Raw genomic sequence first — 20,060 nt, 5'->3', positions numbered from 1 at the left:
ATGGGCGGTAACCATCTGCAACGTACAATCCGCTTGCTGTTGAGCAGTAATCGTTATAATTATCTTATTAATTATTTGTAAATTAAATTAATTTTCATTGGTCGATCATTTTAATTTATTAAATCTTTGCCGAAGGTGCAGTGACACGCTGAGCCAGCGCTATCGCCGGTGGTCAGTTGTAACAGTGGCTGGGTTGCTGCGTCACCGCCCGTGTTCGGATAAACACTTCACGCTGAAAAAATCGCAGTTTGATCTGCTGGCTCCGCTGTATGACCAAGGCGACAACCTGCTCTTACAACAACAACTACTACGAAAAGTGGGTTGCGTGTTGACAACGCCTTTAAGCTTTAGCGTTTAGTTTTTATCCTTCCCCTGTAAGGGATCACTGATCCTCTACACTTCGCGTCTGTCGGGGGCGCAGTTCACTAGACTGCGCCCTTGTGTTGTAGGCCATTGCATTAGCTATATACTGCGTAGCGGTTGCTTACCAGCGACAAAAATGGTGCTCATGCTGTTAAGCCGCAGCTTTCTCATCGCGCTGTATTTCTGCGAGAAGATAGTTTTGGGGTGTGTGCCACGTTTTTCCGCGATGTGCAGTAGGCTATCACCACGCAGCAAGTTAAAGAGAACGTCGCTCTCTGCCGGGCTTAGTTCACGAGTTTTTTGCACTTTGATCCCACCAGGTTCATAGCTTTCCAGTAGTCGCTGTATTTTTTCTTGCAGCGAATAAAGTGAGATACGGCTTGATACCAACTCAACAGAAATACCCATTATCGACAATAGTTTTACTACACGCTCATCATCATAAAACACCAGAATACGCGTCTTAGCGCTGTATTGTTGATGCAAGAGCACTAGACTTTCAATTACGTTGACGCTTTGTTCCAGATTATGTGAAGTGAAGATCAGGGCAATATCGTGCTTGATGATTCTTTCCGCTTTTGCCCCCCCCTGCTTAAAATCGGAAAATAGCCGAATATTGTAAGCACCATAATGTTCCTTCAGCAGCCTCGACATGCCGATATTACTGTACTTACACTCACTAATGACCAAAATATTGTTTTTAGACATAATGGAAAACACCATACTGAGTTAAAAATATTTAGCTGCAAGTAGGGAATTCAAATCCGTAATGCTGGATTCTTTCCACAGTTTTCCTTGCAGTGCGTAATAGGGCATTTCGTCCAGCCATTTTTTATGTTCGAGAGTTTCAATTCCTTCGATGATTACTTTGTAATGATTAAGGTAAAAGAAATGTAACAAGGCGTGCATTAAACTTTCACCACCGGATTTTTTCATTAATTCCCATAATAAAAATCGGTCGAGCTTAACAAAGCGGAACGGGCTGTTATAGAGGGCGGAAAAGCCTGCATAACCCGTTCCAAAATCATCGAGCCAAAATGAATAATGATCCAGTGTAGGAACGCTGTGAATGTACTGTTCCGTCAGCCGGGTTGCGTTCTCACTGATTTCGAAATGGATACAGTGCATGGCATTAATTTTTTCGGCAAAGCGGCTGTTGGCCAACTCTCGCAAAGAGTCATCGTCCACGTTCAGCGTGGCTATTACCTGATTTTTATGAAACCAATATTTATATTTTTCTATCAGGTTGACCTGATCTAACAGAATCTCAACTCGGGTTTCACTATCGGCATATCGAAAGAACTGTTCGGGAGAAAAATGAGCATATTCACTATTGAAAGTGAAGCGAGATAAGCACTCAACGGCCAGCAATTGTCCAGATTTCGCGAACATAGGCTGAAAGACATAATTGATACCGTTATTTTTTTCTCTGAAGAAACCACCCATTTTTACAAACCTTAGATTTGTATTTAAATTGTTGATTTAAATTTAAAAAAATAATAAACCTGCTATGAATAGGTGATTTTCCTATTCATAGCAGCCGGATGACCAGGTGCTGCTAACAGGCACATGCGATGTGCATTAATTTCTCAAGTTAAAATGCTTCTAAATGTAACAAAAAGTAAATTACCGGTATGATATCCTGATTTTCTCGCCTTAATGACAAATTAATCGCTATATGAACTTTTATACACAGACTATTCTCATTCACATGAATCGTCAATATTGATCTATAGGTGTTTTTTGATAGTTTATATCTATCAAGAGAAGGGTTATAAATGTTATAAACGATTTATCAATAAGAATCGTCGTGTCCTAATATTACGTTGCGAAATGGATTCATCAAGGCTGCACCCTCTTTATCAGCAAGGAATGCTATCGACATGTGTATATTCAGTTTCGGATATATAAGCCCGTCATTGAATTGATTCTTTTATTTTTTTATATTTTTCTACGGAGATGAAAATGAAAAAATTATTATTGCCTGTGGCTACACTGGTATTGTCTGCTGTTGCCTGCAACGCAATGGCCGCCAATGGTAACGTAAAATTCACCGGCGAAATTGTACAGTCTACCTGTAAGATTGTTGATAAAGACCAAAGTAAAGAAGTTTTCCTGGGTAAATACCCTACTACCGCATTCCCAACTGCTGGTTCTGCCAGTGGCGATAAAGCGTTTGATATTAGCCTGGAAAAATGTGACGAAGGTAACTACACCCTGCGTTTTGATGGCAACACCCCGGCTGGCCACCCAGACCTGTTGGCTGTGACTGGTGGCGCTGTTGGTGTTGGCGTTGAAATCCTGAATAACAAAGGCGAAACTCTGCCAATCTCTCAGGAAGTGACGGGGCCAGCTGAGGTGACTGTTACCAGCGGCGGTGACAAGCCCGGCACTGCGACGTTCAACCTGCGCGCTCGTTATAAATCTTACCAGAACCAGATCACTGCTGGTCAGGCAAACTCTAACGCTACCTTCACCATCGCATACAAATAATTTTTGTGTAGTATAGCGAGCGTTATTAGCCAAGGACGGCTAAATTCTGAGAGTTGAGATATCCCGATGAAAAAGTTTCTTTCTTATATTTTATTCGCGTTTTCCATTCATGCTTTTGCCGGTATTCAGGTCAATGCAACGCGTGTAATTTATAATAGCACAAGTAAATCAGCATCGCTTTCAATCAGCAATGACAGCGACGACACCTACATGGTGCAAACTTGGCTGGACACGGGGGATGCCAGCCAGATGCCGAAAAATTTGCCGATCGTCGTGACGCCACCGATTTTAAAACTGGCGACCAAAAAAGAGGCTATTTTGCGTTTTATCTATTCGGGCAGCGGGTTACCCCAGGACAAAGAATCTCTATTTTGGGTCAACGTACAGGAAATACCACCGACACCTAAGCAGGAGAACGTATTGCAGGTGGCGATCCGTACTCGCATAAAATTGCTTTACCGCCCGGATTCGCTAAAGACCAATCTGCAACAGCAGGCGGAAGCGTTGAAGTGGCAGCATCAAGGCGGCAATTTGCTGGTAACCAATGAGGGGCCACTGCATGTCACCTTGGGTAAGCTAATGCTGAAAAGCGGCGGCAAAAGCTGGACAGTGAATGCTGATATGGTTAAGCCGCACGATAGTCTGCGGGTGTCTCTGCCTCAGGGCGCGCAGTCGGCCAATAATATGTCATTCACTTATATCAATGACTACGGTGGTTACACGGAAATTAAAAATATTGCTATACATTGATTGAAACATTTTAAGGGATGATAAAAATGGCACGTAAAAAAATAACAACCTCCACACCAGGTTATTTGGCCAGGCTTATTAATGGTATAATCTATTTTTCTGCTGTGCCATTTTCATTCTCTCATTTGGCCATGGCGGAGGAGCAGTTCAATACCTCTTTCATCCATGGTGATGATAACGTTGCTCAGGTAACCGCCCTGGATAGTGGCGATGATATTCTGCCGGGTAAATATCCGTTTGATATTTATCTGAATGGGCAGCGCATTGACCACCGCGATATTGAATTTAAAAAAGTAGCCAAAGATACACCCGTGGTTCCTTGCCTGATGGCGCAAGATTATCAGGATTATGGGGTTAAGCTGCCGGACGACTTGACTATGACGCAGTGTTACGCGTTGTCGCAACAAATATCAGGTGCCAAGTTGAGCTATGATGCCGCTATCCAGCGGATAGATCTGGATGTGCCACAGGTTTTTTTAGTGCCGCGTCCGCAGGGCGCTATCCCGCCAAAGGTCTATGATCGCGGCATCAATGCGGGCTTTGTCAATTACAATTTCAGCGGCAATCATAACCGTTACAGCAACACTCAGAATGGTAAAACCGCTGATTATTACTTCCTGGGCTTGAACAGTGGTCTGAATCTGGGCGATTGGCGTTTACGCAATAACTCCGCGATGAACCAGCAATCTGGCGTAAGAGCGCACTGGAACAATATTTCCAGTTGGGCGGAAACCGACATCGTTCCCCTGCGTAGCCGTTTGGTGATCGGCCAGTCCAGCACCCACAAGGAGGTATTTGACAGCATTCAGTTTCGTGGCGTGCAGCTATCAAGCTCCAACGACATGCTGCCTGAAAGCCAACGCGGTTATGCGCCGGTGGTACGTGGCGTGGCATCGAGCAATGCCCGCGTTGAGATCCGCCAGAATGGTTACACAATATATAGTACCAATGTGCCACCTGGCCCATTTGCGCTGACGGATATTTTCCCTAGCACCTTGAGCGGTAACCTGGACGTCATGGTGATCGAGGCTAACGGGGCGATCAGTAGCTTCGTCGTGCCGTTCTCTTCGGTGCCGAATATGCTGCGTGAAGGGCTATGGAACTATCAGTTGACTGTCGGTAAATACCATGATGGCAGCAGCCGTTATCAGCCAAAGTTTATGCAGGGCACCTTATCGCACGGTATGACGTTTGACGTCACTCCCTATGGGGGGGGGCTGGTGGCGGAAAACTACCGTTCGGCGGTGGTAGGGTTGGGTAAAAACCTTGGCAACTGGGGAGCACTCTCCTTTGATATGTCGTATTCTGACACCCATTTGGTCAATGGTGACGACAAACAGGGAGAAAGTTTCCGCTTCCTGTATTCCAAATCGCTTAACGACTGGGGTACTGAATTCCAGATCGCCGGCTACCGTTATTCGACTTCAGGTTATTACGATTTCACTGATGCCGTGGCCGAGCGCGATCGCTATGAAGATGGCTATTACCATAATAGTTATTACGACGAAACTGACCGCAATCTGGGCGTACCAGATTGGGCTGAGTCACGTCGTCGTACCTATTATACTCACCGCTTTAGAAACAAACGCCAGCGTGTGGAGCTGTCTGTCAACCAACGTATCGCTGGCAGTTCAACGTTGTACGCCAACCTCAGTAATCAGTCCTACTGGGGCGGCTCTGGCGAGGATCGCTCGGTGCAGGTTGGTTTTAACAGCAGTTATAAAAATATCAGCTATGGTGTGTTCTATCAGGACAACCGCAGTAACTACGGTTACGAGGATCACAGCGTCAACTTGATCGTATCGATCCCGTTCAGTTTCTTCAGCAAGGATTCGTCTGATATGAGCGCCAGCTTCAATGCTGGCCACAGCAAACAGAGCGGCAACACCTATAGTGCTGGCTTGAACGGTACTGCGCTGGACGATAATCGGTTGAATTATTCAGTGCAGAGCGGGCACGATCGCCACTCCGGCCAGATAACTTCTGCCAATATCGGCTACCAGAGCAGCATAGGTACAGTCAATGCCGGTTACAGCTACAGCAACGGTTACCAGCAGTCTTCACTGAGGGTAGCGGGGGGCATCGTGGCTCACGCTGGCGGCGTGACCTTGACCCAGCCGTTGCAGAATAGCTTTGTGTTGGTAGAAGCCAAGGACGCCAAAGGGGTTCGCTTGGAAAATCAGCCGGGGGTAGCCATCGACCGCTTCGGCTATGCGGTGATGACCTCCGCTTCGCCTTACCGCCATAATCGGGTGGCGCTGCGCACCGAGGATATCGGCAACGGCCTGGATATCCCGATGGCGGCAAGAGATGTAGTGCCGACTTACGGCGCGATCGCCCGCGTGAAGTTTGAGACCCATACTGGCCAGAGCCTGCTGGTACACAGCAAAATGGCAGACGGTAGTGTGCCGCCGATCGGTGCTAACGTATTTAACGCCGATGGTAAAAATAACGGTATCGTGGGTACCAATGGCGATATTTATATTTCCGGTGTCTTGGCAGGGGATCGTCTGTTGGTGAAATGGGGCAGTGATATCGGCGAAAGCTGCTCGCTGTTGGTGCCAGATCTGCAACCTGCCACCAAACAGTTGATGGGCTATCAGGAACTGTCATTGAGCTGCGGAAAACCGCACAAGGAATAAACATGTCATCTTTGTCAAAATATAAACACTTGGGGCTAGCGACTGGGCTGCTCGTCACGCTGGGGGCTGTCTCGCAGAACAGTTACGCGCTGTCGTGCAAACAGAGTGGCAACATCCGCCAGGACATCGTGCTGGATAAGCCGATCAAGGTCTCCACTGCCAACACCAAGCCCGGTACGTTGCTCTGGCGTTCGCAGACTTATACCTCGACATTTCAGTGTGTAGATGATCGGAATCACCCTCAAGGGGAAGATGCCTTTTTGCATTGGGATCCCGAGGCGCGTATGGGGAAGATCCACAATTCGCTCGAAGTCGGCGTGACCTATAACAGCGTGGATATCAAACCGGTCAAGGGGCTGAAACAGAGCGTAGGCCCTGGCACTGCGTGCAACCGCGACAGCCAAGGCAAATGCCAGCCGCCAGCACAGTCGCTGTCGGTGACAGTCTCCTACGCCGTTTATATCAAGGCCACTGGCAACCCGCCGCCACCGGGCGGTAAGATCGAAGACAACAATGCGTATTCGGTTTTTCAGGTCGATGGCGTATTGGGCTTGAACACTAAGCCGAATAGTAATTTTAACGCCTATATTTCTGGGCTGGGCAATATTCAGTTTATTTCCTGTAACCCGACAATTACTGTGATGGCCAATGGGGGGGCCAGTGTGGATTTTGGCGCTATTCCGCAACTGAAAGCGGTAGTGGGTAAGATTGAAAAACAGATGCCATTCTCTATTGCTGCTAACATGTCTGGCCCTGAGAGCGGCCAGGATTGCCAGGGTGAAACGCTACAGGCTAGCTTCAGTTCCACCTACCCGGTTCAGGACAACAGTGTGATCCTGCCGACCCGCGACAGCGGCTTCGGTATTTATATCTCGCAGGAGGAAACGCCGGAGACACCGATCATGATGAACACCCCGGTAGATCTGGGTCTGATCGATGGCACCCGTGTTGAGAAAAACTTTATCGCCAGCTTGCAGTGGCTAAGCAATGATCCAAAGGTTGGCCCCTTCACTGCCTCGGCGAATATCGACGTGACCTTCAAGTAGTCTCGGTTAGCACTCCCTTCTAGCGCCCAATGAACGTCATTGGACGCTTTTTTATGTGCGCCATGTATGGAGTCTAACTGAACCGCACCGGGTTTCTTGGAGACTAAACTCGCAGTGAAAGGAGATCCTAAATGAAATCAAAATCAGCAAACCGTTATCCGCTAGAGTGATGTGAACCTGCCGTCAGCATGATTCTTGAACATCGTGGTGAATATGACTCTGAGCCGGGTGCCATTTGTGCCATCTCATCAAAAATTGGTTGCCATTACGATATCCTTCAGGCCTGGTTGCGGCAGCACAGAACTGACGTTCGTGGTGATGTGTCCCCCATAAGTTCTGATGATGGGGGACTTACTAGCGATAAACGCCAACCTTTAAGAGAGCTGGAACGTGAGAATCGGGAACTGCGCCGCAGCAATGACATATTGCGCCAGGCCTCCGCTTATTTTGCTTGACCGCCACTGGAAAAAATAATGCCACTTATGCAGCGCCTGAGTGGCACACACGGGGTCGGGCCGGTATGTCGCGAGCTGGATATTGCCCCGTCGACATATTACTGGCATCAGCAACGCCGGCTGCATCCTGAAAAATGTTGTCAACGAGAAAAGCGTGATGGTCAAATCAGCCAGGAGATAAAACGCGTTTACGAAGAAAATTACCGCGTCTATGGGGCACGAAAAGTCTGGCGTCAGTGACTCCGTGAGGACTTCAGTGTTGCACGATGTACCGTTGAACGCCTGATGAAAATCATGGGGCTTTTCTTTACCCGCAGTGGTTCAAAGGAGCTGTCGCGATCGCGGGGAGTACGCAGTTCCAGTGTGCCATCACTGGTGCTTACGCGCTTTGCTGCATAGCCGTTACGGGTATTGGCTGCGGATTTGGGCTGATTTTTTCAGTAAGCGATCGAACGAGTTGAGATCCTCAGGAGGTTTGATATTTTTGGCCAGTTCATTAGCCAGAGCCTGCATCTGTTTTTCGCCCATAAATTAACTTTCATTTGATGCTGGGTTGAACATATCAAAATCAGGTAATTACACAAATTTATGTACAGGCTTCGCCTCCTACTCTATGGGGCCATTGAAACAAAAAGCCGCACGACAAGCGAGCGGCCTTTGCAGCAGAAGGTGACCAGGATTAGTTCGCTTCTGGCTCTACTTCAATGTAGTTCAGACCCAGCACACTGCTGGTATAGCTACGGATTTTGTTGGTCATTTCAACGTCGCCGTTCAGCTTTTTGCCATAAGACGGGATGATCTCTTCCAGTTTACTCTGCCATTGCGGCGTTGCTACCTTATCTTTAAACACTTTCTCCATTAGGTGCAGCATGATTGGCGCTGCGGTTGATGCGCCCGGCGAGGCACCAAGCAGAGCAGCGATACTGCCGTCTTCAGCACTGACGACTTCAGTGCCAAACTGTAGCACACCGCCTTTATTAGCGTCTTTCTTGATGATCTGCACACGCTGGTCTGCGGTCCACAGCGTCCAGTCTTGCTTGTTGGCTTGTGGATAGTACTCTTGTAGTGTCGCTAAGCGATCATCGTCGTTCATCATCAGTTGGCCAACCAAATATTTCACTAGATCGAAATTATCCAGGCCAACGTGGATCATCGGGATTATGTTTGAGGTGTTCAAGGAGTGCAGCAGATCGAATATGGAGCCATTTTTCAGGAATTTGCTGGAGGAGGTGGCGAAAGGCCCAAACAGCAGCACGCGTTTGCCATCCAGCATGCGGGTATCTAAATGTGGCACCGACATCGGCGGTGAACCTACGCTGGCCAAGCCGTAAACTTTAGCCAGGTGCTGATTGGCCACTTCAGGGTTGGTGGCTACCAGGAACTGACCGCCGACGGGGAAACCGCCGTAGCCGTCTGCTTCTGGAATGCCAGATTTTTGCAGCAGCGTTAGCGCAGCCCCACCAGCACCGATAAAGACGAACTTGGCATTAACGGTGGTGGCTTTACCGTCGTGGCTCAGATCGGCCACAGTTACGCGCCAGGTGTTGTCAGCATTGCGTTTGATATCGCGGACTTCGTGCTTTAGGTTTAATGTGAACTTGTCGCTCTGGCTCAGTGCAGCAACCAACTGATGGGTGATCACACCGAAGTTGACATCGGTACCCAACGGCATACGAGTGGCGGCAACTTTTTGTGCCGCGTCGCGGCCATCCATCACCAGCGGCACCCACTGTTTGATCTGGTTGGTGTCTTCTGAGTATTCCATACCTCGGAACAAGGTGCTGTGTTGCAGCGCTGCGTAGCGTTTGCGTAGGTAATTGACATTGTCGTCACCCCAGACAAAGCTCATGTGCGGCACATTATTAATAAAGGATTTTGGATCTTTCAGGACGTTATTTTTCACCTGATAAGACCAAAACTGGCGAGAGATTTCGAAAGATTCGTTAATGCCAATGGCTTTACTGATATCGATGGTGCCATCGGCTTTTTCCGGGGTATAATTCATTTCACAGAATGCAGAGTGCCCGGTACCGGCGTTATTCCAGCCGTTGGAGCTTTCTTCCGCCACGCCATTCAAACGTTCATACATGTTAATAGTCCAGGTCGGTTCCAACTCATGCAAGTAGGTACCCAAGGTGGCGCTCATGATGCCGCCACCGATTAACACAACATCGACGGTTTTATTCTCTTCCGCTGCAACCTGTTGCGTGACGCCAAACAGGTTTAGACAGAAGATCAGAACGAGTAATTTTCTCATTAAATAAAGTCTCTTGTGTATAAATTCTTTTACTTGCAAGTAAAAGAATTTATTGGGTGTACCCCAGGTAAAGTTGATGAAGAGAACCAACCATGAGTGGCAACCCACTCCCTTTTGTTAATAAAGCTTTAACGAAAAGTGAGTTATCATCGGTTGCCTGAATACACATTGATCGGCTCATGGCGACTGTCAGGATATTATTGGTTGCAATTAATGTTAAAAACCACTTTTGTAACTAAAAAAATCAAATCCAATAACAAATCCCTGTTTAGGGCAATAAGCCGGGGCTGAGGATGCTCACGATGTTAGGCCCGAGAGCGACAAATGAGTGGTGCAAGCCGTTCCCTGCCCATGCCAGCGTGATATAAGAATTTATCCCATTAGGCTATTTTATTTGCCATTTTGTACCTGGGCAGTGCTCCCCCTCCTCACAGACTTCCTGTACGCGGTACGTCTACTGGGATAGGTTCTCAGTGACTGGGGTGAGCGAAGCAGGCTAACGCACAGGAAGCTTGAAGTATGATGGGATAACTGTAGACGATCCTGCTGTCACATTGTGGCATAATGTGTCCAAAATCACATTTCTAGAAGGGTAAATCCTTTGCTATTAAGTAACAACATCACGATGCAATTTGGCAGTAAGCCATTGTTTGAAAATATCACCGTCAAATTCGGTGGCGGTAACCGTTACGGTTTGATCGGCGCTAATGGGTGTGGCAAGTCCACCTTTATGAAAATCCTCGGCGGTGACTTGGTGCCAAGCGGCGGCAACGTGTTCCTCGATCCCAATGAACGTCTGGGGAAACTGCGTCAGGATCAGTTTGCCTTTGAGCAGTACAGCGTGCTGGATACGGTGATCATGGGGCACAACGCATTATGGGCGGTGAAGGAAGAGCGTGACCGCATCTACGGCTTGGCCGAAATGAGCGAAGAAGACGGCTATAAAGTCGCCGATCTGGAAGTGGCTTACGGTGAGATGGACGGTTATACCGCTGAAGCGCGCGCCGGTGAATTGCTGCTCGGCGTGGGGATCCCGGTTGAACAGCACTACGGCCCGATGAGCGAAATCGCACCAGGCTTCAAGCTGCGCGTATTGCTGGCGCAAGCGTTGTTCTCCGATCCGGAAATCCTGCTGCTCGACGAACCGACCAACAACCTGGATATCGATACCATTCGCTGGTTAGAGCAGGTGCTAAACGAGCGTAACAGCACCATGATCATTATTTCGCACGATCGCCACTTCCTGAACATGGTGTGTACCCACATGGCGGATTTGGACTACGGCGAGCTGCGCGTGTATCCGGGCAACTATGACGAGTACATGACCGCCGCCACCCAGGCGCGTGAGCGTCTGATGGCCGATAACGCCAAGAAAAAAGCGCAGATTAACGAATTGCAATCGTTCGTGAGCCGCTTTAGCGCTAACGCCTCCAAGTCTAAGCAGGCAACCTCGCGCGCCCGTCAGATCGACAAGATCCAACTGGCAGAGGTAAAGGTTTCCAGCCGTCAGAGCCCGTTCATCCGTTTCGAACAGGACAAAAAATTGTTCCGTAATGCGTTGGAAGTGGAAGCGCTGAGCAAGGGCTTTGATAACGGCCCGCTGTTTAGCAAGCTCAATTTGATGGTTGAAGTGGGTGAAAAAGTAGCGGTGCTAGGCCCGAACGGTATTGGTAAATCCACTCTGTTGAAAACATTCGTGGGTGACGCGCAGCCGGACAGCGGCACGGTGAAATGGTCTGAAAATGCCAAGATCGGTTACTATGCGCAGGATCATGAATACGAGTTCGATGACACCCTGACAGTGTTCGAATGGATGAGCCAGTGGAAGCAGGAAAAGGACGACGAGCAGGCGGTACGCAGCGTGCTGGGGCGTTTACTGTTCAGCCAAGACGATATCAAGAAGAAAGTAAAGGTACTGTCCGGTGGTGAAAAGGGGCGTATGCTATTCGGTAAGCTGATGATGCAGCGTCCTAACATTTTGGTTATGGATGAACCAACCAACCACCTGGATATGGAATCCATTGAGTCGTTGAACATGGCGTTGGAAATGTACGAAGGTACGCTGATCTTCGTTTCCCACGACCGTGAATTCGTCAGTTCGCTGGCCACGCGCATACTGGAAATGACACCGAACAAGGTGATCGATTTTACCGGCAACTATGAAGATTATCTACGCAGCCAAGGTATCCAGTAGCCTGTGCGATAAAATAATAGAGCGGGAATGCCCCGCTCTGTTTGCCTCTGTTAATTCCTGCTACATACCTCACATTGCGGGTGTTTTAGCAGTGTCATTTCGCAAAATTGCATGGTCATGGCGTCGAGTATCAGCAGCTTTCCGGCCAGCGTGTGGCCGTAGTTCGTCAGCAGCTTGATGGCCTCCATCGCTTGCAAACTGCCGATAGTGCCGACCAGCGGTGCTATGACGCCGGACTCGACGCAGGTCAGGGCATTTTCACCGAACAGCCGGCTCAGGCAACGATAACATGGCTCCCCCGGCTGATAAGTGAACACGCTGAGCTGGCCTTCCAGGCGGATCGCCGCACCGGAGACCAGCGCTTTGCGCTGTGCATGACACAAACGGTTCAGTCGGTCACGCGTTGCCACGTTGTCGGAGCAGTCCAGCAGCAGATCGCAGGCGGCGATGTGCGCCGCCATGTGTTTATCGTCCAGTTGGTCATTGATGGCATCGATGCGAATATGTGGGTTGATGGCGCTCAGCTCTAGCTGCGCCGATTCAACCTTGGGCATACCGATGCGCTCGTCACGGTGCAGGATTTGACGTTGTAAATTAGAGAGCGTAATACTGTCGAAATCGACCAGAACCAGATGGCCTACCCCCGCCGCCGCCAGGTAGAGCGCGGCAGTACAGCCTAGGCCACCCAGCCCGACGATCAGCACCCGCGAGGCTTTCAGCTTCTCCTGACCCTCTAAGCCAAAGCCGCGCAGCACAATCTGACGATTATAACGCAAGGTTTCAGCATCGGTTAATTCCGCCGACATACTTAACTCCTCAGCAGGGCATTGAACGGTTCAATCTTGACCCTTTCACCCACAGCGACCGAACCACGTTCGCGCTCTAGCACGATAAAGCAGTTGCCTTGGCTGTAAGAACTGAACACATGCGAACCCTGATGACCGGTGGTGCTGACTTCCAGTTCACCCTGGGCGTTACTGCTGAATACACCGCGTTGGAAGTCGAGGCGGCCGGGCGTTTTCTTCAATGGGGTTAACGCCCGTGCAGTTAGGCGTGGCGGTAAATGCCAACCACTGTGACCAGCGAGTTTGGCCAGCAGCGGCTGCACCAACTGATAGAACGTCAGCACGGCAGAAACCGGGTTGCCCGGTAGGCCGCAAAACCAGGCCTTGCTTAATTTGCCGAAGGCGAAAGGCTTACCGGGTTTGATCGCCAACTTCCCAAAGTTGACTTGGCCCAACTCGTCCAGTATCTGCTGGGTGTAATCGGCTTCTCCTACTGACACGCCACCGCTACTGATCACCACATCAGCCTGGCTGTCGGCTTGTTGGAAAGCGGCGCGCAACGCGTTGGGGGTGTCGCGGATGATGCCCAGGTCGATCACCTCGCAACCCAGTTGCGATAGCATCAGGTGCACGGCAAAACGGTTGGTATCATAGATTTGGTCGGGTTGTAGCGGCTGGCCGATCGGCTGTAACTCGTCACCAGTGGAGAAGATCGCCACCTTCAGTTTGCGTATCACCTGCACTTTGGCAACGCCGAGTGAGGCCAGCAGCGGCAACTGTGTTGCTCCCAGCATAACGCCGGCTGGGAGCACCTCTGCGCCCTGGCGAATGTCTTCACCCGCCAGCCGGATATGTTGTCCGGCGTGCACCACAGCATTGAAGCGTACCCCTTGCTCGTTCACCTCAGCCTGTTCCTGCATGATCACCGCATCGGCACCGGCTGGAATAGGGGCACCGGTCATGATGCGTATGCAACTGTTGGCTGACCATTCACCGTTGAACGCTACGCCGGCAAAAGCTTTGCCGGAGACCGGCAGCGGCGCGTTGGCGGGCAGCTCAGCGATGCGCACCGCGTAACCGTCCATTGCCGCATTGTCAAACGGCGGTACGTCGATCGGGGAAATCACTGGCGTGGCGGTAATGCGGCCAGCGGCGGCGGTCAGGGTGATGGATTCGGTCTGTTGCAGGGGGGAAAGCTGGCTGAGCATGTTATCCAGCGCCTGCTCCAGCGAGATAAGGTCAGAAGTAGAGCAATGATCCATAAAAGACACTCCGTGATCAGGGGGGCGCGAGATTCTCGGCAAGGTAAAGTTATTATGAAGGATGCTATGCTGAAGTAAAATAGCAGGCAACCTCATGGACAGAAATGAGTTTTTAGGCGAGGAAAGCGTTGGTCACAAGGTTAGCAAGGATCGCGCTCATCCACGTTGTATTATTAACAAAAAACCTCGCGATTATTTCCGTGCAGTAAGCTCTCCTCTAGATTTATTCCACTACGCTATTTAAGTGTGCAAAAAGAGTCTAAGCGGATTAGGCTAAACGCTGGGCGTTGATTTGATGCATTACTAGAAATGTCGGGCTGAATATATAGCCTAAAAATGCCAAATAATAACGGCTTGCTGAGATTAACACAGGGTATCAGGCCAATGAGTAAACCAGTGATTACCATGCACCATGGCGTAGGTACCCTTCAACCCACGGCCAACTCTGGGTTGCCGTTGCCAGCGCAGCGCGTGTTGACGGTGCGCGATCTGAGCGTCAACTTTTATCAGCAGGGCGGCACTGTCGAGGCGGTGCGTAACCTGTCCTTTGAGGTCAATCGTGGCGAAACGCTGGCGATTGTCGGTGAATCCGGTTCTGGTAAGTCGGTGACCTCGTTGGCGCTGATGCGGTTGGTTGAACAAGGCGGCGGCTGCATCGTTAGCGGCAGCATGCCATTTTGCCGCCGCAACGGCGAACTGCTTGATCTGATGCATACGTCCCAAAACACACTGCGCAAAGTGCGTGGTGCCGATATGGCGATGATCTTTCAGGAGCCAATGACCTCGCTCAACCCGGTATTTCCCGTAGGGGAACAAATCGCCGAGTCGTTGCGGTTGCATCAGGGCATGGATCACCGTAGTGCCAGGCTGGAGGCCCTGCGTATGCTTGATCTGGTTCGCATCCCGCAGGCCCAAGCCGTGCTTGGCCGCTACCCATATCAGTTGTCTGGCGGTATGCGCCAGCGGGTGATGATCGCCATGGCGCTGTCCTGCAAGCCATCGCTGCTGATTGCTGACGAACCGACCACTGCGCTGGACGTCACCATTCAAGCGCAGATCCTGCAACTGATACGCATGCTGCGCCAGGAAATGCAGATGGCAGTGATCTTCATCAGCCATGATATGGGGGTGGTGGCGGAAATCGCCGATCGGGTGCTGGTGATGTGTCGTGGAGAACAGGTAGAACAGAACACCGTACACAAGCTGTTCGCCGCGCCGCAACATCCTTACACCCAAGCGCTGCTGGCGGCGGTGCCGAGGTTGGGGGCGATGGCAGATCAACGCTTTCCGGCCAAATTTCCCTTGCCGGACGGCGGCGAAAACGGCGTGCCGCAGGATACCGTGCCGGCCAACGCCCCGCCGATCTTACGAGTGGAACATTTGGTCACGCGCTTCGATCTGCGCAGCGGCATTCTGAACTGTGTCACCCGTCAGGTGCACGCGGTGGAAAATGTCAGCTTCGATCTCTACCCCGGTGAAACGCTGGGGCTGGTGGGCGAATCTGGCTGCGGCAAATCCACTACCGGGCGTGCGCTGCTGAAGTTGGTGGATAGCCAGCGCGGAACCCTCACCTTCGATGGCCGTCAGATCAATCCGCTGCATGGTTCGGCGTTGCAGCACCTGAGGCGTGACATCCAGATTATCTTCCAAGATCCCTATGCGGCGCTCGATCCGCGTCTGACGGTCGGTTTTTCCATTATGGAACCACTGTTGGTACATAACGTGATGCGTGGCAAAAAGGCGCAGCGGCGAGTAGCCTGGTTACTGGAGCGGGTCGGGCTGTTGCCAGAGCATGCGCGCCGCTATCCGCATGAATTTTCCGGTGGCCAGCGCCAGCGCATTTGTATTGCGCGCGCACTGGCGCTGAACCCAAAGGTGGTGATCGCTGATGAAGCAGTATCAGCACTTGATGTGTCGATCCAAGCGCAGATTATTAATCTGTTGCTCGATTTGCAACGTGAGTTCGGCATTGCTTTCCTGTTTATCTCGCATGATATGGCGGTGGTGGAGCGCATCAGCCATCGCGTGGCGGTGATGTACCTTGGGCAGATTGTGGAAATTGGCCCACGGCAGGCGGTGTTTGACCACCCGCAGCATGCTTACACCCGCAAGCTGATGGCGGCGGTGCCGGTTGCCGATCCTAACCACGTCTACCAACGCCAGCCGCTGCGGGTGGATGACATGCCCAGCTCGATCCGTACGCTGGGCGATGAACCGGTTACCGCACCGCTAGTACAGGTTGGCCCTGGGCATTTTGTTGCCTGTCATCCGATTGCGGGTGCCTTTTAAAACATCTGGAGAGAAAAGCGACATGAAGCACACAATCAAACGTAATGCGCTAGTGGCCGCCGTACTGCTGGCAGGAACCGGTTCGGTCTGGGCGGCAAAGGATGTAGTCATCGCTGTGGCCTCCAACTTCACCACGCTCGATCCCTATGATGCCAACGATACTCTGTCGCAGGCAGTCGCCAAGTCGCTTTATCAGGGACTGTTCGGTTTTGACAAAGACATGAAGCGGGTGAACGTGCTGGCGGACAGCTACGAGGTTAGTAAGGACGGCCTTACCTACACCGTCAAGCTGCATCCGGGCGTCAAGTTCCATGACGGCACCCAGCTCAATGCCGAGGCGGTGAAAATCAACCTTGATCGTGCCAGCAACCCAGACAACCACCTCAAACGCTATAACCTGTTTAAGATGATCGATAAAACCGAGGTGGTGGACGCTAACAGGGTGAAAATCATGTTGAAGGCCCCGTTCTCAGCGTTTATCAACAATCTGGCGCACCCGGCGGCGGCGATCATCTCGCCAGCGGCGCTGGCGCAGTACCGCAAGGATATCGGCTTCCACCCGGTCGGCACTGGGCCGTATCAGTTCGTCACCTGGAATCAGACTGAATTCGTTAAGGTGAAAAAATTCGATGGCTACTGGAGGCCAGGGTTGCCGAAGCTCAGTAGCATCACTTGGCGGCCGGTGGTCGACAGTAATACCCGTGCTGCGATGTTACAGACCGGTGAGGCGACTTTCGCCTTCCCGATCCCCTACGAGCAGGCTAAGGTGCTGGCCGGCAACTCCAAGCTTGATGTGATGACAGCATCGTCGATCCAGCAGCGCTATATCAGCTTGAATGTCACCCAGAAGCCGTTTGATAACCTGAAGGTGCGGCAGGCACTGAATTATGCCATCAATAAGACCGCGCTGATCAAGGTGGCGTTTTCTGGCTATGCGGTGCCGGCGGAAGGGCCGGTGCCGCCAACGATCGACTTTGCTGCTCGCTACCAGCCATGGCCGTATGATCCTGCCAAGGCACGCGAGTTGCTGAAAGAGGCGGGCTACCCGAACGGTTTCACCTCCCCCTTGTGGTCTTCCCATAACCACAGCACCGCGCAGAAAGTGTTGCAGTTCGTTCAGCAGCAACTGGCGCAGGTAGGGGTGAAAGTGACGGTGACCGCGATGGACGCCGGGCAACGCGCGGCTCAAGTGGAAAGCGTCGGGGTGAAGGATACCGGTGTACGCATGTTCTATACCGGCTGGTCGGCATCGACTGGCGAGGCAGATTGGGCGCTGTCGCCGCTGTTCGCCAGCCAGGCTGCTCCGCCGAAGCAATTCAACACCGCGTTTTATAGCAACCCGCAGGTGGATGATGATTTGAGCGCTGCATTGGCCACCACCGATCGCGCCGAGAAGCAAAAGTTTTACCAGGATGCACAGGATCGCATCTGGGCTGATGCGCCATGGATTTTCCTGACGACTGAACGCCTGCTGTCGGCTAGCAGCAAACAACTGAGCGGTTTCTATGTGATGCCTGACATGTCGTTTAACTTTGATCATGCCGACCTCCAATAAAGTATTGCCGCCTCCTGCTTCCTGCGTGGGGCGAGAGGGATGAAAGGGATCGACCTGAAATGCTTGATTATTTTCTGAAACGACTGCTGGGGTTGATCCCAACGCTGCTGATGGTGGCGGTACTGGTATTTCTGTTTGTACATATGATGCCCGGTGATCCGGCGCGGCTGGCTGCAGGGCCAGAGGCCGATGAAACCGTGGTGCAGTTGGTGCGCCACGATCTGGGGCTGGACAAACCGTTGCCGCAGCAGTTCATGCACTTTTTTGTTAACGTGCTACGGGGGGATTTCGGTACTTCGATGGTGTCAAAACGCCCGGTGAGTGAAGAAATCGCCTCGCGTTTTATGCCGACCTTTTGGCTGACGATCACCAGCATGCTGTGGGCAGTGATATTGGGTCTGGCGGTTGGTATGGTTTCGGCGGTATGGCGCAATCGCTGGCCAGACCACCTCGGCATGATGTTGGCAATATCGGGGATTTCATTCCCAGCTTTTGCACTCGGAATGCTGTTGATGCAGGTGTTTTCGGTCAATCTCGGCTGGTTGCCGACGGTCGGTGCCGACAGTTGGCGGCACTACATCCTGCCGTCTATCACCTTGGGGGCCGCAGTGGCGGCGGTGATGGCACGCTTCACCCGCGCCTCGTTGGTGGAAGTGTTGCAGGAAGACTATATACGCACTGCGCGCGCCAAAGGTGTACCGGAGAGCCTGGTGGTGGTGAAACACGGGCTGCGCAACGCGATGATCCCGCTAGTGACCATGATGGGGTTGCAGTTCGGCTTCTTACTCGGCGGTTCGATCGTGGTGGAGAAAGTGTTCAATTGGCCAGGGCTGGGTCGGTTGCTGGTCGATGCAGTGGGGATGCGTGATTACCCAGTGATCCAGGCTGAAGTGTTACTGTTTTCGCTGGAGTTCATTTTGATCAATCTGCTGGTGGATATGCTGTATGCGGCGGTTAACCCAACAATACGCTACCAATGAGGGGGCAACATGATTAAACATTGGCGGCGCAACGCGGCACTGAAGGCGATGCCGATCCTTGAACCCAATGCGCTGCGCACGCCGTGGCAAGAGTTCTGGCGGCGTTTCCAGCAGCAACGCGTGGCGATAGTCGCCGGGCTGGTGGTGGTGGTGCTGCTGCTGGCCGCGCTGCTGGCTCCGTATCTGGCCCCTTTTGATGCCGAGAACTATGTCGATTATGATCGGCTGAACGATGGCCCTTCGCGAGTGCACTGGATGGGCGTGGATTCGCTTGGACGCGACATCTTCAGCCGCATCCTGATGGGGGCCAGCATCTCGTTGGCGGCGGGAGTGTTCTCGGTACTGGTGGGTGGGTTAATCGGCACCTTGCTGGGGTTGCTGGCTGGCTACTATGAAGGGTGGTGGGATCGTCTCACTATGCGTGTGTGCGATGTGCTATTTGCCTTTCCCGGTATTCTGCTGGCGATCGGCGTAGTGGCGCTCATGGGCAGCGGCATGGCCAATGTGATCGTCGCGGTGGCGGTTTTCAGCATACCGGCTTTCGCTCGGTTGGTGCGCGGCAATACGCTGGTACTGAAACATTTGACTTATATTGAGTCGGCGCGCAGCATCGGTGCTTCGGACTGGGCTATCATTCTGCGGCATATTTTGCCGGGTACCCTTTCGTCGCTGGTGGTGTATTTCACCCTGCGCATTGGCACCTCGATCATTACCGCTGCCAGCCTATCGTTCCTTGGCCTTGGCGCGCAGCCGCCAACGCCGGAGTGGGGGGCGATGCTCAACGAGGCACGGGCCGATATGGTGATTGCGCCGCATGTGGCGGTTTTCCCCATCCTGGCGATATTTATCAGCGTGCTGGCATTCAATCTGTTGGGCGATGGACTGCGGGATGCGTTAGTTCCGAAACTGCGTGGGTAAAGGAGTATCGAGCGAAGAGGCAACACAATGACTGGATAATCACCACACGCTCCTCTACAGTGGAACGAAAT

At 51.7% G+C, this 20,060-nt stretch carries 15 protein-coding genes, 2 pseudogenes and 1 other annotated feature; of the genes and pseudogenes, 11 read left to right on the top strand and 6 right to left on the bottom strand.

Annotated features, from left to right (window positions below; all coding sequences use genetic code 11):
* Positions 1–462: 462 nt before the first annotated feature.
* Both SYMBAF_RS08785 and SYMBAF_RS08780 read right to left on the bottom strand, forming a co-directional pair.
* Complete coding sequence (locus SYMBAF_RS08785; protein WP_040264979.1) at positions 463–1,071, bottom strand: helix-turn-helix transcriptional regulator; 609 nt, start codon at positions 1,069–1,071, stop codon at positions 463–465.
* Between the two features lie 21 nt (positions 1,072–1,092).
* The gene (locus tag SYMBAF_RS08780; RefSeq protein WP_040264980.1) at positions 1,093–1,809 is read right to left on the bottom strand and encodes an EAL domain-containing protein; all 717 of its coding nucleotides are present in this window, start codon (positions 1,807–1,809) and stop codon (positions 1,093–1,095) included.
* 519 nt (positions 1,810–2,328) lie between these two features.
* Here SYMBAF_RS08780 and SYMBAF_RS08775 point away from each other — a divergent pair.
* From SYMBAF_RS08775 to SYMBAF_RS18420, 6 genes and pseudogenes are all read left to right on the top strand, one after another.
* The gene (locus tag SYMBAF_RS08775; RefSeq protein WP_040264981.1) at positions 2,329–2,856 is read left to right on the top strand and encodes a fimbrial protein; all 528 of its coding nucleotides are present in this window, start codon (positions 2,329–2,331) and stop codon (positions 2,854–2,856) included.
* 66 nt (positions 2,857–2,922) lie between these two features.
* Complete coding sequence (locus SYMBAF_RS08770) at positions 2,923–3,606, top strand: fimbrial biogenesis chaperone (protein WP_040264982.1); 684 nt, start codon at positions 2,923–2,925, stop codon at positions 3,604–3,606.
* 26 nt (positions 3,607–3,632) lie between these two features.
* On the top strand, positions 3,633–6,248 hold the full coding sequence (locus SYMBAF_RS08765; protein ID WP_040264983.1) for a fimbria/pilus outer membrane usher protein: 2,616 nt from the start codon (positions 3,633–3,635) through the stop codon (positions 6,246–6,248).
* Between the two features lie 2 nt (positions 6,249–6,250).
* A complete protein-coding gene (locus SYMBAF_RS08760) occupies positions 6,251–7,294 on the top strand; it encodes a fimbrial protein (protein WP_040264984.1) in 1,044 nt (347 codons plus the stop codon).
* A gap of 188 nt (positions 7,295–7,482) precedes the next feature.
* Entirely contained in the window at positions 7,483–7,749 is a 267-nt protein-coding gene (locus SYMBAF_RS08755; RefSeq protein WP_152609098.1) for a hypothetical protein, read from the top strand.
* Positions 7,734–7,839: a sequence feature (AL1L pseudoknot), on the top strand. Its footprint overlaps the gene before it by 16 nt.
* Positions 7,840–7,923: 84 nt before the next feature.
* Positions 7,924–8,052: pseudogene (locus SYMBAF_RS18420) on the top strand (IS3 family transposase); the annotation flags it as partial.
* On the opposite strand, the pseudogene SYMBAF_RS08745 reads toward SYMBAF_RS18420, so the two are convergent.
* Both SYMBAF_RS08745 and SYMBAF_RS08740 read right to left on the bottom strand, forming a co-directional pair.
* Positions 8,049–8,277 (bottom strand): annotated as a pseudogene (locus SYMBAF_RS08745) (transposase); the annotation flags it as partial. The pseudogenes SYMBAF_RS18420 and SYMBAF_RS08745 sit on opposite strands and share 4 nt — an antisense overlap.
* Before the next feature lie 151 nt (positions 8,278–8,428).
* Entirely contained in the window at positions 8,429–10,006 is a 1,578-nt protein-coding gene (locus SYMBAF_RS08740; RefSeq protein WP_040264986.1) for a malate:quinone oxidoreductase, read from the bottom strand.
* A gap of 601 nt (positions 10,007–10,607) precedes the next feature.
* Here SYMBAF_RS08740 and SYMBAF_RS08735 point away from each other — a divergent pair.
* Positions 10,608–12,200: an ABC-F family ATPase gene (locus SYMBAF_RS08735; RefSeq protein ID WP_082026917.1), complete on the top strand. Its 1,593-nt coding sequence runs from the start codon at positions 10,608–10,610 to the stop codon at positions 12,198–12,200.
* A gap of 50 nt (positions 12,201–12,250) precedes the next feature.
* Here the strand turns inward: SYMBAF_RS08735 and moeB are convergent, their stop codons facing one another.
* Both moeB and moeA read right to left on the bottom strand, forming a co-directional pair.
* On the bottom strand, positions 12,251–13,006 hold the full coding sequence (moeB, locus tag SYMBAF_RS08730; protein ID WP_040264988.1) for a molybdopterin-synthase adenylyltransferase MoeB: 756 nt from the start codon (positions 13,004–13,006) through the stop codon (positions 12,251–12,253).
* Between the two features lie 2 nt (positions 13,007–13,008).
* A complete protein-coding gene (gene moeA / locus SYMBAF_RS08725) occupies positions 13,009–14,247 on the bottom strand; it encodes a molybdopterin molybdotransferase MoeA (protein WP_040264989.1) in 1,239 nt (412 codons plus the stop codon).
* A gap of 405 nt (positions 14,248–14,652) precedes the next feature.
* On the opposite strand from moeA, the gene SYMBAF_RS08720 reads away from it, so the two are divergent.
* From SYMBAF_RS08720 to gsiD, 4 genes are read left to right on the top strand one after another with little or no spacing between them, the layout of a single operon-like run.
* On the top strand, positions 14,653–16,536 hold the full coding sequence (locus tag SYMBAF_RS08720; protein WP_040265120.1) for a dipeptide ABC transporter ATP-binding protein: 1,884 nt from the start codon (positions 14,653–14,655) through the stop codon (positions 16,534–16,536).
* Between the two features lie 22 nt (positions 16,537–16,558).
* The gene (gsiB, locus tag SYMBAF_RS08715) at positions 16,559–18,091 is read left to right on the top strand and encodes a glutathione ABC transporter substrate-binding protein GsiB (RefSeq protein WP_040264990.1); all 1,533 of its coding nucleotides are present in this window, start codon (positions 16,559–16,561) and stop codon (positions 18,089–18,091) included.
* A gap of 59 nt (positions 18,092–18,150) precedes the next feature.
* Positions 18,151–19,071: a glutathione ABC transporter permease GsiC gene (gene gsiC / locus SYMBAF_RS08710; protein ID WP_040264991.1), complete on the top strand. Its 921-nt coding sequence runs from the start codon at positions 18,151–18,153 to the stop codon at positions 19,069–19,071.
* A gap of 9 nt (positions 19,072–19,080) precedes the next feature.
* Positions 19,081–19,989 (top strand): glutathione ABC transporter permease GsiD, encoded by a 909-nt coding sequence (gsiD, locus tag SYMBAF_RS08705; protein WP_173424340.1) that lies wholly within the window; start codon positions 19,081–19,083, stop codon positions 19,987–19,989.
* Positions 19,990–20,060 lie beyond the last annotated feature (71 nt).

The organism is Serratia symbiotica, assembly GCF_000821185.2.
In the GTDB taxonomy this organism is placed as follows: Bacteria; Pseudomonadota; Gammaproteobacteria; order Enterobacterales; family Enterobacteriaceae; genus Serratia; species Serratia symbiotica.
Note: the sequence above shows the minus strand (reverse complement) of the source record. Positions and strands in the feature narration are given on the sequence as shown.